Here is a 14,684-nt window from a genome sequence, read left to right on the forward strand (position 1 = left end):
TGAATCCATGAAATTCGATCAGCATAAAGGGGATTTAATCATCATGAAAAAAGTCGTTTTCTCTACTTTGCTCTCTTGTCTGTTGGTAGGAATCGTTGGTTGCAGCAGCTCTGGCGCCCCTTCCCAAACCGATAGCGCTACACCGCCAGCTGCTTCGCAAAGCTTGCTGGAAAAAGTCAAAGCGGAGAAAAAGCTCGTCATCGGGACAGAAGGCACTTACTCGCCGTTTACATACCACGATCAGTCCGGCAAACTGACCGGATACGACGTGGAGGTCGTAAGCGAGGTTGCCAAGCGGCTCGGTGTGGAGCCTGTTTTCCAGGAAACGCAATGGGACGCCATGTTTGCGGGTCTGGATTCCAAGCGCTTTGACGTGGTTGCCAACCAGGTAGGGATACGCCCTGACCGTCAGGAAAAATACGATTTTTCCCAGCCGTACACGATCTCGCGCGCTGTTCTCGTCGCGCACAAAGACAATACGACGCTAAAAAGTTTTGCAGACATCAAAGGCTTGAAAGCCGGGCAATCCATGACCAGCAACTACGCAGACCTCGCCCGCTCGAACGGGGCAGAGATCGTCGCTGTCGACAACTTCAACCAGGCGATTGACCTGATCGCGCAAAAACGCGTCGATGTCGCTATCAACGACAACTTGTCCGTGCTCGACTTTTTGAAACAAAAACCGGATACGCCAATCCAAATCGTCACTAAAAACGACAAAGGCCAGCCAACCGCCTTCCTGTTCCGCAAAGGCAGCACAGAACTGGTCGCCGAGATTGACAAGGTGCTGGATGAGATGAAAAAAGACGGCACGTTGAAGGCGATTTCGGAAAAATGGTTCAGCGAAGATATCACGAAGTAAACATTCATTGACAAAATTGTCTGTCCCTTTTAGTATGTTCCTAATAAAAATCATATCGGTTTAGTGGGGGTTTCATTTATGAAAAAACTATTGTTTTCCGTTCTCACATCTGCTTTGCTGGTCGCCTTGGCCGGTTGCGGCTCCTCTTCCTCTCAGGCGCCACAAAACAACGCTTCGCCTGCTCCAGCTGCCAGCGAAGAGAAAAAAGAGCAAAACTTGCTGGAAAAAGTCAAAGCGGACGGAAAAATTTTGATTGGTACCGAGGGTACTTACTCCCCCTTCACCTTTCACGATCAATCCGGCAAGCTGACCGGATATGACGTCGAAGTCGTAACCGAAGTCGCCAAGCGCCTTGGCGTTGAGCCAGTGTTCCAGGAGACACAGTGGGACGCCATGTTCGCGGGACTGGATTCCAAGCGCTTTGATGTCGTAGCGAATCAGGTCGGAATCCGCCCTGACCGCCAGGAAAAATACGACTTCTCCAATCCGTATACCGTATCGACAGCAGTGCTCGTCACTCACAAGGACAACACGACGGTAAAAGGCTTTGAAGATATTAAAGGCTTGAAAGCAGCGCAAACGCTGACGAGCAACCTCACCGACATCGCGAAGAAAAACGGAGCGGAAATCGTCGGAGTAGAGGGTTTCAACCAGGCGATCGACCTTTTGACTTCCAAGCGCGTCGACATTACGATCAACGACGGTCTTTCCTTGCTTGACTTCCTGAAGCAAAAGCCTGATACGCCAATCAAGATCGTCGCCAAAGATCCGAATGTAGCGACAAACGGGTTCCTCTTCCGCAAAGGCAGCACAGAGCTGGTTGAAGCGTTCAACAAAGCGCTGGATGACATGACGAAAGACGGTACGCTCGCAAAAATTTCCGAGAAATGGTTTGGTGCAGATGTTTCTAAGTAACTTCTTTGACAACCCGGAACGCCTGAACCGATGGATCGATATCGCGCAAAGCTCCTTTCTGCCTCTGCTGAAAGGAGCCTTGCTCTATTCTTTGACGCTTGCCATCGTTTCCTTTTTCTTTGGCCTGATTCTCGCTGTTTTGACCGCATTGGCCCGCCTGTCCGGCATCAAGCCGCTGGTTGGCCTTGCCCGTTTTTATGTATCGCTCATCCGTGGAACGCCGCTGTTGGTGCAGCTTTTCATCATTTTCTTCGGTTTGCCGAGCGTAGGAATCATGATCGATCCGTTTCCTTCGGCCGTCATCGGCTTCTCGCTCAGCGTCGGCGCCTATTCCTCCGAGGTCGTGCGCGCCGCGATTCTGTCCATTCACAAAGGACAGTGGGAAGCCGCCTACTCTCTCGGGATGACGTACTGGCAAGCGTTGCGCCGGGTCGTGTTGCCGCAGGCAGCGCGCGTTTCGGTTCCCCCTCTGTCCAACTCGTTTATCAGTCTGGTCAAGGATACGTCACTCGCCGCGGCCATTCTCGTTCCCGAGATGTTTCGCAAAGCACAGGAAATCGTCGCCTCGACCTATGAACCGTTGCTTGTCTACTCGGAAGCCGCGCTTATCTACTGGATGATTTGCTTTGTCCTTTCCTTTATTCAAGACCGGATCGAAAACAAGCTGGACCGCTACGTCTAAAAAGCAGGTGAACGCAGATGATTACCATCACGGATTTGCATAAACAGTTTCACAACTTGCAAGTGTTAAAAGGAATTTCGCTGACGGTGGAAAAAGGCAAGGTCGTCGTCATCATCGGCCCTTCCGGCTCCGGGAAAACGACGCTGCTGCGCTGCCTGAACGCACTGGAAGTACCGACCAGCGGCAGCGTGCAGATCGGCGAAGTCAAGCTCGACTTTTCGCAAAAGGTTGATCGTTCAAGCATCCCCCGACTGCGCAAACAGACAGGCATGGTGTTTCAAAGCTACAATTTGTTCCCGCATATGACCGCGCTGGAAAACGTCATGGAAGGTCCCGTGACTGTCAAAAAGGCAGACAAGGACAGCGCGCGGGCGAAAGCAGCCAAGCTGTTGTCCAAAGTAGGTCTCGGAGACAAGCTGGATCATTACCCGGCGCAGCTCTCCGGCGGCCAGCAGCAGCGCGTGGGAATCGCCCGCGCCCTGGCGATGGACCCGCAAGTCATGCTGTTCGACGAGCCGACTTCCGCCCTCGATCCCGAGCTGGTCGGCGAAGTATTGAAGGTCATGAAGGAGCTGGCCCAGGAAGGCATGACGATGGTCGTCGTCACGCATGAGATGGGATTTGCCCGCGAGGTGGCGGACGAAGTCATTTTCATGGATCAGGGCGTAATCGTGGAGCGCGACACTCCTGCCAAGCTGTTCGCCCAGCCGCGCGAGGAGCGCACTCGCCAGTTTTTGCAGCACCTGAAAGCGTAAAGCAAAAGACTCTGCCAGCGCAGTAAAGCGGGCAGAGTCTTTTTTGCTAACGTCTATCCGTGCTTAGTCATCCCAGAAAGAAGTGACCAGAAGAAAGATGAGGATGATCCAAAAAAACCCGCCACCTCCGAAGCCGAAACCACCACCGCGCCTGCATCCCATGGCTTTTCTCTCCTCTCTTCTCACGTCATCAAGCAAAACTGGCCTCGTAAACTCGCAAAGAAGCCAGCGCTTCCTTTCAGCTTATGACAACCTAACTCTGTCCGCATGGATGCCTGTCTAGTTGACTCGCAAAATAAAAAAAACGGGTGCTTGCCCTTCTCGCCCGCTTTTCGCCTAAAATTAACAAATGCTTCATGCTGGCTCTACTCTCCCTTAACATGTCCGGTCTATGATGGTATTGTCAGACCCTACGATGGACATTACGTCCTCCATTACCGCCCGAATAGCCCCCTTCTAGATCGGGCGGGCTTTTTTTCGTGGCTTTTTCGCGGGCTGGTGCCCCTTTCCCAAATCCGCTACAATACATAATAGTTGAACAATTCCCTGAATTTTGTTGTGGAGGTCATTTTCGCCATGGGTTATCAAAAAGCGCTTGAACAGTACATCGCCGCTACGAACACACACGACTTTTCCCAGGTGGAAAAAGTCTTGCACCCACATGCCGTCTACTGGTTCTCGGACAAGACCTGCACATCGCTTGAAGAAATCGGCCGTTACTTCGAGAATGCCTGGAATGTGATCAAGGAAGAAGTGTATTCCGCTGTCGATGTGCAATGGATCGCGGTAGACCAGCATTGTGCAACCTGTCTGTACACGTACCAGTACGAGGGCTACTACAACGGCCAGTTCGTCACCGGAAGCGGCCGCGCCACCAACGTGTTCACGAAGACGGCAGACGGCGACTGGAAGCTGATTCACGAGCATCTGAGCAATCAGCCTAAATAAAAGACCGGAGAGAGGAACTGCCAGGAGCAGGATGGTTTATGACAACACATCCGGTTCGTACAGTTCCTTTCTTTGTTTTTCGATCAGTCTGCACAAAAGCGCAATGCCTTCCTCCAGCTTGTCGTCCGGGACCGAGCCGAAGCCGATCCGGATATGCCCACCTCCTGACAAATCGGTAAAACAGGCTGCCCCCGGCAAAAAAGACAGACCGTGCGGCTTGGCGAGAAGCGACAGCGCCTCTGTATTCGCACTCGTTTGCAGCCAAAAATTAGGGCCAGCCTGCGGCGCTTCCCATGTCAGCGCAGCTCCGCCATGCTGCCGCAAAAGCTTGTCCACCCGCTCTTTTTTTCGCTTCATCTTGGCGCGAACCGACTCGAAGTAACGCTCGTCTGATACAGTTTGCAACAAATGATAGAAGCTGCGCTGATTGAACAGCGGCGTCGCCAAATCGGCGATCGCTTTGACATTGGCCAGCCCAGCCGCAAAAAGACAGACCCTCTGGCAACCAGACAGCCGATGCGCAAGCCAGGCGCAATCACTTTGCTGTAGCCTTTCAAATAGATGACATGCCCGTTTTGATCCATGCTGCAAATGCTTGGCGGTATGGTTGCCGTATAATGCAGCTCTGACCACGGATCATCCTCGACGATCAGGCAGTGAAAACTTTCAGCCAGCGCAAGCAAACTTCTCCGCGTCTGCTCGCTCATGATTTTTCCGGTTGGATTTTGCCCGGTCGGAATCACGTAGATCAGCTTGGGCGGCCGCTGGTCGAACATCCGTGTCAGCAGATCGATGCGGATTCCGCTGCTGTCGCAAGGAATCGGCAAAATCGTCGCCCCGCGCGAGCGAAACGCATCCAAAGCAGCAGGGTACGTCGGAGATTCCACCATGACGATGTCGCCCGGCCCTGCGAAGGTGCGAGCCACGAGGTCAATCCCTTGCTGGCAGCCCGTCGTCACCATCAGCTCGCTTTCCGTAACGCGTATGCCTCTTTGCTGAAAAGCATGCGCCAAATGCTCGCGCAGCGGCAGATCGCCGAGTGGAGAGGAATATTCGGCAAAAGTATGCGGATCACGCGCTGCCAAAGCGGTTGCCTTTTGCAGCGCTTCGAACGGAAGGTGCTCTTCTTTTGACAAGGTCGCAGAGTGAAAAGGAAAAAGCAGGCGGCTCCCGCGCGGCGTCTGCTGCCCGAAAATCGACCTTCCCACGTAATCGTAATACGACTCCTGCCACTCGTAGTCGTGACTGGCAGCGGGTGGAGCCGCTTTTTCCAGCCTCCTGACGTATGTTCCCTTGCCATGCAGCGTCACGGCATAGCCTTTTTCCTCGACGATTTTATAGGCGCGAATGACCGTCAACACGCTGACCCCGATTTCTTTTGCCAGCTTGCGCACAGACGGCAACAGCTCGCCCGCCTCGTATATCCCGGAGCTAATCCGTTCGATCACGGCTTGGGCGATTTGGACGGTCAACGATTCTTTCCCGGTTTTGTCCAATGAAATATGCATCCGTTCCCCTCCTTACTTACCAACTGTTTTACCACGAGCTGTACTGTTATAACAACGGTTTGCTTTACTGGAAGAAAAGATGAGGGAGTGGATGGCAATGGTCAGCAAAATGCAAGCAGATCAGCAGGATTTGGCGGCCCTTTTGAATCGGGTGGTGCAGGAATCGCTCCAGTTTTTTGCCGGACTGGAAGAGCGGCCAGTCGCTGCGCAAGCGAAAACGGAAGCGGTGGAGTCGTTGCCGTCAGATGGCCGCGGGGGCTTGCAGGCATTGGAACGGTTTCAGCAGCTGTATGCGAAAAAGTTGAGCGCAAGCGCCGGGCCGCGTTACCTCGGATTCGTCACAGGCGGGGCGACCCCGGCTTCCATCGCGGGCGACTGGCTCGTCAGCGTCTACGACCAGAATCTGTCCGGGATTTCCGATTCGATCGCAGGTTACGTGGAGCTGGAGACGATCGCCATGCTCAGAGAGCTATTCCTGCTCCCGGACGATTTCAGCGGCGCATTTGTCAGCGGCGCGACGATGGCGAATTTCGTTGGTCTGGCCCAAGCCAGACAGTGGGCTGCCCGCAAGCAAGGGGTGGACGTGGCAAACGATGGCCTGTACCAGTTGCCTCCGCTCAAAATCGCCAGTGGCGCTCCGCATTCCAGCATCTATAAATCTCTCTCCATGCTCGGCATCGGCAGAAAAAGCATGCACTTGATCCCGTGCCAGCCGAACCGGGAAGCAATCGACATCGCTGCGCTGCGCGCTTTTTTGGAGGAACATCGCAACGAGCCGTGCGTGGTCGTAGCCAATGCCGGAACCGTCAACACGGTCGACTACGACGATCTTGCGGCTATCGCCCGGCTGAAAAGCGACTATGCTTTCTGGCTGCATGTCGACGCTGCTTTTGGCGGGTTCGCGGCATGCTCCCCTCGCTTCAGCCACCTCGTAAACGGCTTGGAGCACGCTGACTCCATCACCATCGACGCGCACAAATGGCTCAATGTCCCGTACGACTCCGCCATGCAGTACACGCGGCACAAGTCGCTCCAGGTAGACGTTTTCCAAAATAACGCCGCGTATTTGGGCAGCGCAATCGCCCAACCCGAATTTGCTCATCTCACTCCGGAAAACTCCCGACGTTTCCGCGCCCTCCCCGCCTGGTTCAGCTTGCAGGCTTACGGACGCGCTGGGTACAAAGAAATCGTGGAGTCAAACGCCGAGGCAGCCCGGCTGTTGGGCGAAAAAATCGCGGGCAGCGACAGCTTCGAACTGCTCGCGCCCGTCAGGCTGAATATCGTGTGCTTTTCGCTGAAAAGGAAAACGCGTGCGGAAGAACCACTGACTATGAATGACATCACTCGGTTTCTCGACCATCTCAGTCGGGATGGGCGTGTGTTCATGACCCCGACGAACTATCAAGGAAGCCCGGCAATTCGAGCCGCCTTCAGCAACTGGCGAACAGTGGGCCAAGATGTGGACGTGATCTGGCAAGCGTTGTGCGATAGTTTTGCCGGATATTCGCGGGAAGGGTGACTGCTTCGTCAGCATGCAAAAAAGCGAGACCCTGTGTGGGCCTCGCTTTGCACGTCTTTTGCTGAACAGGAAGATAGCTGCTGCTATTCAAATCTTGTAAACTTTTCTTCTGCTCTCGTCCGCGGACGAGCTTCCGGCACGTCTTCCTGGTCGAAAAAGCCCAGGTGCAAAAAGCCGACGATTTTCTCGCCTGGCGCAACGCCCAGCAGCTGGTGAGCCTTCGGGTCCCAGTTGTGCGCGTTCGTTTTCCAGACCACGCCCAAATCGCGCTCCCAAGCCAACAGCTGAAAGTTTTGAATCAACGCGCAAACGGCGCTGAAATCTTCCTCCCACTGTTTTTGGCGCGGGTCTTCCTTCATAATGACGATCAGGTAAGCAGCCGGCTGGTTGTACATTTCTCTGCGCGCCTCGTGCGATTCGGCCGGATAGGCTGTAATCAGTTTCTCTACAAAAGCGGCCTTGTTCTCCGTCGGCACAAACAAGAAGCGCCATGGCTCGCGCAAACCGTGATTCGGTGCGTACACAGCATCATTCAACAGTTCCAGTACGAGTTGTTCGGGTACGGCATCCGGTTTATAAGCCTTTTTAATCGAGCGGCGCTCGCGAATGACTTTGGCAATGGACACATCGTTCACCTTCTTTGGACGGACATAATTATATCCTGATAATGGTTATCAGTATCATATGTTATCGTTTGGCTGGGAGAAAAGCAAGGGGAAAAGCATGTTGGCTGCACTTTGCTTTTTGGGAAGCAAGGTTGGTAGGGCAGGAGAAAAAAGCTTCACCCTGACCACCTCTTGTTTCGCGTCTGGGATGAAGCTTTTTCTATCTGTTTGACGTATGCGAGCAAATAAAGAAACTTACACAGCCTGTTAACTATTCTTCATCGTATAGTTATAGAGTTTAGCTAAAAATTCACTGAAGCTCGCTGCCAGTGGGCTGATCGCTTGTCTTTGCCATTCATTTAATGTTTTCTCTTGCAGATCCGATTCATCTAAATCTGATTCAGAGATCAAAAATTCATGGTCAGCGTACACGACCACCGGGTCAGAAAGCGTTCCATTCGTATAGTCAAAGCAGATATCACCACCGCCAGCATCGTAACCAATCGGAATGACCCCTTCTGGCAAGTAATTCTTGGTGGCATTATATGCATCAAGTATATAGTAATGACCAACTGCATCACTCAAGCTATAAAATGTATGAAACACTTTCCCTTCCACTTCGCCATAATCAAACGCGCAAGGAACTGGGGAACCATCATTATTTTCCAGCATGCATTCTGTAAAATCCTTGGGGAAAGTTACTCCTAGCGCAGCTTCAACTTTTTTTATATCATCCATTGTGATTTTTTCACTGCAATTTTCAAAGATCACATGGTTCCACTTGTTCATTTTCATAGCCTCCAAAACTTCAGCAATATAAAAAAATAGACCAACAAGAAATGTTTTTCTAAATTCAATCTTTTATCAAACATACCATAATTCGGAATCTATCTTCAATCAGTCTTTCTCTTTTGTTTCCCCGGTAAATAAAAAAGGATGGCCTCCTCAGCCATCCCGCTTTCCGCCATCACTTCGGCCGCCGCTCCTCCAGCCAATGCCCTCCGGCGATTTTGCCGACGGACGCCATCAATACGGACAAATGCTCCTTGCCATCGATTCCCAAAAATTCGTTCATATCGTGATCCATCCAGTGGCCGACCGTGCTGACTCCAAGTCCCAAAGCGTTTGCTGCCAGATGCAGGTTCTGCGCGGTGTGGCCGGAGTCCCACCAAATGTAGCGGTAAGCCCGTTCGTTGTATTTATGCCGCACCCGATCCACTTTGGCCGTCCAGACAAAATTGACGGCTGCGCGCCGCGTCATCTCCTGCTCCTCTGTAAGCTGATAGGCTACTTCAGACACGTCTTGTTTTTTCAGGCCTTCCAGGCACCAATTTTTCACGTCGAGATGATACAAGCCTTTTTCTAAACCTTCGACATGGTTGATCAGCAAAAACGTCTCGATCGGATACAAAGCGCCTGCCGAAGGAGTCGTGCGCAGCTGGTAGTCTCCCATGTCTGCCGTGATGCCTTGCGTGCCCCAGAGCAGCAAGTTCAGCTCGTTCAGGCTGAGCGGCTGGGGCAAAAAGTTGCGTTTGGAGCGGCGATTTTGCAGAAGCTCCCACAAATCAGCCGAATCACCGGAGCTTGGAAAGTCGGGCTCGCCCAAAGGAATGCGCACAAACGCCTCTTCATACTGTAAATAGGTCGGCGGCCGTTTGGAAAAGTCGTAGCGGGCGGCCCAGCCCTTTTCCAGATCACCCAGCCGATACGATGTAGCCTGGATAAATTCATTCGCAATTCGTTGCCATTCAGGATGCATGCCAAAATCCTCCCCGTTTTTCAAATCGTTGTTGGTCTTGCTACGTCTTTTACTATACGGGGAGGTTTTCTATCAGTAAAACAATGCTTTATAATACATTCCATAAGATTTTACTAATGGAAAAGGAATGAGCCATGATGACGCTCACTCAGCTTCAGGTACTGGTCGCCGCAGCCAAGGCAGGCAGCTTTACTCGCGCTGCGGAGGAAATCGGTTTTACGCAATCGGCTGTGTCGCAAATGATTCAGGCGTTGGAAAAAGAACTCGGCGTCTGCCTGTTTCTGCGCAGTCGCAGCGGCATCACTCCGACGAGCATCGGCGAACGGATGCTGCAGCATGCCCGCGACATTTTGACGATTACCGCTTGCATGACGGAAGAGGCCAATCTGGCGAGGGGGCTTGCGTCCGGTACTTTGCGCATCGCCTCAATTCCGAGCGTCGCTTCGCGCTTTTTGCCGGGACTTCTCGGGAGCTTTCGCAAACGGTTCCCGGCGGTGGAGATCATGCTGCTCGAAGGCGACAGCGACGAGATCGACAAATGGATGAGCAGCTCGGTGGTGGACATCGCTTTTACCGCGATTCCGGGCCGCGAGCTGCAAACGATGCCGCTGCTGTTGGACGAAATGATGGTGATTTTGCCTGATACGCATCCGCTGAAAGATCGGGCGACTTTGCGCTTCGACGAGATTGCCGATCGCTGTTTTATCATGCCAAAAGACGGGTGTATCAAAAAGATGTTGCAGGAAAACGCGATTACGCCCGCAATTACGTTTGAAGTCCGGGAAGTGTACACGATTTTGACCATGGTTCAGGAGTACATCGGCGTCACGATCATGCCGGAGCTGTATATGCCCGCTGTTCTGCCCAAGGTCGTCGCCATTCCGCTCGACCCGCCGATCCGGCGCGAGGTCGTTCTCGCGGTGCGCGACTGGCAGACGATCTCCCCCTTGACCGCCGAATTTGCCGTGCACAGTCAAAAGTACGTGCAGGCAATGGAGCCGTTTTTGCCTGACCGCAAAGCTGTTGGGGAGGTTTAGTGACGTGGGCAGGTTAGCAGATTAATGACACCGTTACAAACAATGGAACCTTTTCTCCCTGCACAAAAAGCTGCTGGCGCGACATTATAGCCACTGGCAGGCGAGCAAACCAGCGCCGCTGTTACAAGCAATGAAGCCGCTTCTCCTTGACCACAAACCTGCTGGCGGGACATTACAGCCGCTGGCAGGCGGGCGAACCAGTTGGCAGCCGTTATACAGGCAATGAAGCCGCTTCGGCCTGACCACAACCCTGCCAACGAGACATAACCCGTTGTCACCAAGCCAAGCGAGCGAACCCGTTGCCGCCGTTACCGGAACAGGAGCTACTCTACTCCCCCGCCCCGCTCGCCCTCCTTTATTTCTGCAAAAGCGCAGCGACAATCTTGCCGAGACGCTCGATCCCGGTGTGCAGCTCTGCCACCGAAGCGTAGGCATAGGACAGGCGCACGTACCCTCCTTGCGTCTCGCCGTATATATAGCCCGGATTAATCAGCAACCCTTGGCGCTGCGCCGCGGTAAACAGCTCCGTCATGGACAGCTTGCCATTGATTTTCAGCCAGATAAAAAAGCCGCCCGCGGGCACTTCCCAGCTTGCCAGCCCGTTCATGTGCATGTTCAGCGCGTGGACGGCTGCCTCCTGGCGCATGAGCAGCTGCCAGCGAACCTCGTTCATCTGCTGCTCGTACATGCCGCTTGCCAGCCACTCCGCTGCCACCCGTTGCGACAGCGAGCTTGCCCCGTAATCTGTCTGCATTTTCAGATCGGCGAGCCTGGCAATCACAGGCTCCGGGCCAACTACCCAACCGATGCGCAAACCAGGTGTCAACGACTTGGACAAGCTGCCGAGGTACAGGACGTGTCCGTGGCGATCTCTGGCCTTGAGCGGCGGTGGCGGCGGTTCTGTCGTCCACAGCTCGCGGTATATATCATCCTCGATGACTGGCAACCGTTCTTGCTCGCACACCCGCAGCAACTCGCGGCGGCGGCGTTCTGTCATCAGGATGCCTGTCGGGTTGTGAAAGCACGGATTCGTGTAGAGAATCGCCCCGCTCCCCTGCTTGTTCCCCGGTGCAAGCTCATCCGGGACAAGCCCTTCCTGATCCATCCGCAGACCGGACAGCTTCATGCCCGCCGATTGAAACACGTGCAAAGAGTTCAAATAGGAAGGCTGCTCCAGATAGACCGTCGAGCCGCGATGCAACAGCCCGACAGATATCAACTGGAGCGCCTGCAAAGCTCCCGAGACGATCAAAATGGACGAGGCGGACGCCTGGATGCCCAACCTTTTCACGTATTCGCTCACCGCTTCGCGCAGCGGCAAATACCCTCTCGGCTCCTCGTAGCCAAAGCGTGACAGCCGCTGCGTCACCCGCTCCATCACCTGCTTCATCCCTTCCAGCGGGAAAATCTCCGGCGACAGCTCCCCTTTGCTGAGTTGAATCAGTTCGCTGTTAAATTCATCCTCGTTGATCTGATGCACAGCGGTCTGGCTCGGCTTGTGCAAGCCCGCCTTGACGTACTGGTCCCAATCCGGCGGAGGCGTCGTGGCGAGCAGTGTCCACGTATTGTTGACGACCACCGTTCCCATCCCCAGCCTGCCCTCGATCAAGCCGTCAGCAACAAGCTCCTCCAGCGCCGTGATGACCGTGCTGCGATTGACCCCAAAAGTAGCTGCCAGGACGCGCTGGCTGGGAATTTTGCTGCCGATGGGCCATTCCCCTGACGAGATTTTGCTTTTGATGTAAGCGATAATCTGCTTGTATTTTGGCGTTGCCTTGGCGCCGTTTGGCCCTTCGCTGCTCACTTGTCCCGCTCCCCTCGCCTTTTTCTTTTTGAGCAAAAGTGGTTGGTTTTTTTGTTGCCCGAGTGGTTGCAGCTATTTTACCACTTCTTGATTACCATGGAAAAAGCAACTCAACTGGTTGGGTTCATTTTATAGCGAGGGGATGTTGTACACGTGTCGGCTTATTCCAATTCCAAAGGACGAGTGTTGGCCGCTCACGGCGTCAGCCTGGTGCTGTGGGCATCTGCTTTTGCAGGCATTCGCGTCGGATTGCAAGGGTATTCGCCGGAGCATCTGTCGTTGCTGCGGTTTTTGATCGGTTCTGCGTTTTTGTTGGTGCTTGCTCCTTTCCTTCGCCTGCCGCTTCCCGCGAAAAAAGACATTCCCGCTTTCTTTCTGCTCGGAGGGTTTGGCTTTTCCGTTTACCATACGGCACTCAATATCGGCGAGTTGACGGTCAGCGCCGGAGTTGCCAGCCTGTTTGTGACGACTACCCCGATTTTTTCTGCCCTGTTTGCCTTTCTGTTCTACCGGGAACGCTGGGGGGCGCGAGGCTGGATTGGGGCGCTGATCGCTTTCACGGGAGTCGTTGTTTGTTCGCTAGGAACCGACAGCTCCTTGTCTTTTAATAACGGAATATTCTTGATTTTGTTGGCAGCAGTGAGTGAGAGCATCTACTTTGCCTTTCAGCGAAACTATGTAGAAAAATACGGCGTCTTCGCGTTTACCGCCTATACGCTCTGGGCAGGCACGCTGCTCATGCTCGTTTTTTTGCCGGGGCTTGGGAGCGCTATTTTGTCCGCCCCGTGGGCTGTCACGCAAAGTGTCCTGTACTTGGGCATCTTTCCGAGCGTCGTCGCCTATTTGGCTCTGGCTTACGTCACTTCGGCTGTCGGCACGAAGGAAGCGACCAGCTCCCTTTACTTGACGCCTGTCCTGTCCTTTTTGATCGCCTGGGGCTGGTTGGGCGAGGTTCCTTCCTGGCTGTCCATCGCGGGCGGTGTTGTGACACTTGCAGGCGTGCTGCTTGCCGTGAACAAAAAGCATCCTCAACAGCAAATAAAAGCGGATGCTCCGTTGTAACTTTCTACCAGTCAAGTGCGTATAATGAACGGGCTTGTCCCCTTTTCCACTAACGCTTGCAAACAGCAAAGGAAGTGACTGAAAAATGAAACCTTATTTGCTGGCAATCATGGCTGTCTTGTTTGCCACGCTGTCCGTTTTGCCTGCCAGGGCGGCAACTTTTACCGACGTGCCTGAACAACACTGGGCCAAAGATACGATTGCACGCGCCGTCGAGCAAGGCATTGTGCAAGGCTATCCGGGAAATCGCTTTGCCCCGGAGGAGCACGTTACCGTCGCCGCTTTTTTCACCATGCTGGCCCGGACTTATCACATCCAGATTCCGCCAAGCAAAAAGCAAGCCCTCCACTGGGCCGATCCCATTTATGACGCTTTGGCGCCTTATCACTACCCTTACTCAACTTTGCAGCAACAATACTTGTCCCGCTTCGAGCGCAACCAGTATTTGTACCGGGATCGACCGATTACCCGATACGAGGTAGCCGAAATCATCGCGGGTGCCGATGGCGAGAACTATCATGGCGATTTTGCCGTTCACTACCTGCTTGCCAAAGGCTATGCCAGCGGAAAAGCAGCGGGGCAGGCCAGCATCCAGTCTTACCAGGGCCAAAGCTATTTGACACGGGCAGAAGCCGTCGCCTTTTTGGAGAAGCTCAAAAGCAATGGCTTGAAACAATTAAAGGTTCGTCCCCAACAACCTAGCGATCCGCAAAAATTGCCGACGCTCTCTGGCCAGCAATTCGCCGATCCAAAAGAAGAGAAACTGTACACGGTGCTTTTTCAACACCCAGGCTATTTTGTGGAACGATACCAGCCGGGAGTAAACAGCATGTTCCGAACCATTCAACGCGAAATCACGCCAACCGAACAGGATGGAGACGACACGCAGGCCGTCCTCTATGTTCATTTTGACGATACTTCCGAATTGGGTCCCGATTTCCACGGCTTCAAAAACGAACAAGACCAGCGTCTGGCCGGGCTGACCAAAATTGACATTAACGACGTCCAAAACCAGACTGCGGTGCAAATCGCCATGGATGTGCTCCGCCAGTTCGGAATCGAGCCTCCTCCCCAGCTTCCGGCTACCATCAGCGAGATGAAGCAAGGCCCGGAGGACAAGGTGCTTTCTCACAACAAGGTGCGCTTTGTCATCACGTACAGACAACACAACTCGCTGTCGATTGCCTGGCAAAAAGAATAAAGCAAGCCTCCGCAAACAAAACGCGGC

15 protein-coding genes are annotated in these 14,684 nt (G+C 53.6%); 9 read left to right on the forward strand and 6 right to left on the reverse strand.

What is annotated here, in order from left to right:
* Positions 1-43: 43 nt before the first annotated feature.
* The 5 genes from DEP07_RS10485 (at position 44) to DEP07_RS10505 (ending at position 4,162) form a co-directional block, all read left to right on the forward strand.
* Positions 44-862, forward strand: a complete 819-nt coding sequence (locus DEP07_RS10485) for an amino acid ABC transporter substrate-binding protein (RefSeq protein WP_122963898.1) — start codon at positions 44-46, stop codon at positions 860-862.
* A 78-nt stretch (positions 863-940) separates the two neighbouring features.
* Positions 941-1,777 carry an amino acid ABC transporter substrate-binding protein gene (locus tag DEP07_RS10490; RefSeq protein ID WP_173596836.1) on the forward strand — a complete coding sequence of 279 codons (837 nt, stop codon included), beginning with the start codon at positions 941-943 and terminating at the stop codon, positions 1,775-1,777.
* Entirely contained in the window at positions 1,764-2,459 is a 696-nt protein-coding gene (locus DEP07_RS10495; protein ID WP_122963896.1) for an amino acid ABC transporter permease, read from the forward strand. Before DEP07_RS10490 ends, DEP07_RS10495 begins: the two co-directional genes overlap by 14 nt.
* 17 nt (positions 2,460-2,476) lie before the next feature.
* Positions 2,477-3,214 (forward strand): amino acid ABC transporter ATP-binding protein, encoded by a 738-nt coding sequence (locus DEP07_RS10500; RefSeq protein ID WP_122963895.1) that lies wholly within the window; start codon positions 2,477-2,479, stop codon positions 3,212-3,214.
* Positions 3,215-3,790: 576 nt separating this feature from the next.
* Positions 3,791-4,162, forward strand: a complete 372-nt coding sequence (locus tag DEP07_RS10505; RefSeq protein ID WP_122963894.1) for a YybH family protein — start codon at positions 3,791-3,793, stop codon at positions 4,160-4,162.
* A 36-nt stretch (positions 4,163-4,198) separates the two neighbouring features.
* Here DEP07_RS10505 and DEP07_RS10510 read toward each other — a convergent pair whose 3' ends face one another.
* Entirely contained in the window at positions 4,199-4,519 is a 321-nt protein-coding gene (locus DEP07_RS10510; protein WP_287102440.1) for a hypothetical protein, read from the reverse strand.
* Entirely contained in the window at positions 4,516-5,670 is a 1,155-nt protein-coding gene (locus tag DEP07_RS10515; RefSeq protein ID WP_287102441.1) for an aminotransferase-like domain-containing protein, read from the reverse strand. The genes DEP07_RS10510 and DEP07_RS10515 overlap by 4 nt, the downstream gene beginning before the upstream one ends.
* Before the next feature lie 91 nt (positions 5,671-5,761).
* On the opposite strand from DEP07_RS10515, the gene DEP07_RS10520 reads away from it, so the two are divergent.
* The gene (locus DEP07_RS10520; RefSeq protein WP_287102442.1) at positions 5,762-7,189 is read left to right on the forward strand and encodes a pyridoxal phosphate-dependent decarboxylase family protein; all 1,428 of its coding nucleotides are present in this window, start codon (positions 5,762-5,764) and stop codon (positions 7,187-7,189) included.
* 83 nt (positions 7,190-7,272) lie between these two features.
* Here the strand turns inward: DEP07_RS10520 and DEP07_RS10525 are convergent, their stop codons facing one another.
* The 3 genes from DEP07_RS10525 to DEP07_RS10535 form a co-directional block, all read right to left on the reverse strand.
* Positions 7,273-7,815: a nitroreductase family protein gene (locus tag DEP07_RS10525; protein WP_122963892.1), complete on the reverse strand. Its 543-nt coding sequence runs from the start codon at positions 7,813-7,815 to the stop codon at positions 7,273-7,275.
* A gap of 246 nt (positions 7,816-8,061) precedes the next feature.
* Positions 8,062-8,583 (reverse strand): SMI1/KNR4 family protein, encoded by a 522-nt coding sequence (locus tag DEP07_RS10530; RefSeq protein ID WP_122963891.1) that lies wholly within the window; start codon positions 8,581-8,583, stop codon positions 8,062-8,064.
* 178 nt (positions 8,584-8,761) lie between these two features.
* A complete protein-coding gene (locus tag DEP07_RS10535; RefSeq protein ID WP_281868131.1) occupies positions 8,762-9,553 on the reverse strand; it encodes a SagB/ThcOx family dehydrogenase in 792 nt (263 codons plus the stop codon).
* Positions 9,554-9,687: 134 nt separating this feature from the next.
* On the opposite strand from DEP07_RS10535, the gene DEP07_RS10540 reads away from it, so the two are divergent.
* Positions 9,688-10,590, forward strand: a complete 903-nt coding sequence (locus DEP07_RS10540) for a LysR family transcriptional regulator (protein WP_229049725.1) — start codon at positions 9,688-9,690, stop codon at positions 10,588-10,590.
* 355 nt (positions 10,591-10,945) lie between these two features.
* On the opposite strand, the gene DEP07_RS10545 is transcribed toward DEP07_RS10540, so the two are convergent.
* Positions 10,946-12,394: an aminotransferase-like domain-containing protein gene (locus DEP07_RS10545; RefSeq protein ID WP_287102443.1), complete on the reverse strand. Its 1,449-nt coding sequence runs from the start codon at positions 12,392-12,394 to the stop codon at positions 10,946-10,948.
* A 153-nt stretch (positions 12,395-12,547) separates the two neighbouring features.
* On the opposite strand from DEP07_RS10545, the gene DEP07_RS10550 reads away from it, so the two are divergent.
* The gene (locus tag DEP07_RS10550) at positions 12,548-13,456 is read left to right on the forward strand and encodes a DMT family transporter (RefSeq protein ID WP_287102444.1); all 909 of its coding nucleotides are present in this window, start codon (positions 12,548-12,550) and stop codon (positions 13,454-13,456) included.
* A gap of 85 nt (positions 13,457-13,541) precedes the next feature.
* Positions 13,542-14,657, forward strand: coding sequence for an S-layer homology domain-containing protein (locus DEP07_RS10555; protein WP_287102445.1), 1,116 nt, complete (start codon positions 13,542-13,544; stop codon positions 14,655-14,657).
* Positions 14,658-14,684: the final 27 nt, after the last annotated feature.

Origin of the sequence: Brevibacillus sp., from assembly GCF_003521185.1 — a bacterium.
Classification (GTDB): Bacteria; Bacillota; Bacilli; order Brevibacillales; family Brevibacillaceae; genus Brevibacillus; species Brevibacillus parabrevis.

Excerpts from the sequence above, each read along its gene's own strand:
- DEP07_RS10485 (WP_122963898.1), top strand. The coding sequence starts at position 44 with ATGAAAAAAGTCGTTTTCTCTACTTTGCTCTCTTGTCTGTTGGTAGGA.
- DEP07_RS10490 (WP_173596836.1), top strand. The coding sequence starts at position 941 with ATGAAAAAACTATTGTTTTCCGTTCTCACATCTGCTTTGCTGGTCGCC.
- DEP07_RS10495 (WP_122963896.1), top strand. The coding sequence starts at position 1,764 with ATGTTTCTAAGTAACTTCTTTGACAACCCGGAACGCCTGAACCGATGG.
- DEP07_RS10500 (WP_122963895.1), top strand. The coding sequence starts at position 2,477 with ATGATTACCATCACGGATTTGCATAAACAGTTTCACAACTTGCAAGTG.
- DEP07_RS10505 (WP_122963894.1), top strand. The coding sequence starts at position 3,791 with ATGGGTTATCAAAAAGCGCTTGAACAGTACATCGCCGCTACGAACACA.
- DEP07_RS10510 (WP_287102440.1), bottom strand. The coding sequence starts at position 4,519 with ATGAAGCGAAAAAAAGAGCGGGTGGACAAGCTTTTGCGGCAGCATGGC.
- DEP07_RS10515 (WP_287102441.1), bottom strand. The coding sequence starts at position 5,670 with ATGCATATTTCATTGGACAAAACCGGGAAAGAATCGTTGACCGTCCAA.
- DEP07_RS10520 (WP_287102442.1), top strand. The coding sequence starts at position 5,762 with ATGGCAATGGTCAGCAAAATGCAAGCAGATCAGCAGGATTTGGCGGCC.
- DEP07_RS10530 (WP_122963891.1), bottom strand. The coding sequence starts at position 8,583 with ATGAACAAGTGGAACCATGTGATCTTTGAAAATTGCAGTGAAAAAATC.
- DEP07_RS10535 (WP_281868131.1), bottom strand. The coding sequence starts at position 9,553 with ATGCATCCTGAATGGCAACGAATTGCGAATGAATTTATCCAGGCTACA.
- DEP07_RS10540 (WP_229049725.1), top strand. The coding sequence starts at position 9,688 with ATGATGACGCTCACTCAGCTTCAGGTACTGGTCGCCGCAGCCAAGGCA.
- DEP07_RS10555 (WP_287102445.1), top strand. The coding sequence starts at position 13,542 with ATGAAACCTTATTTGCTGGCAATCATGGCTGTCTTGTTTGCCACGCTG.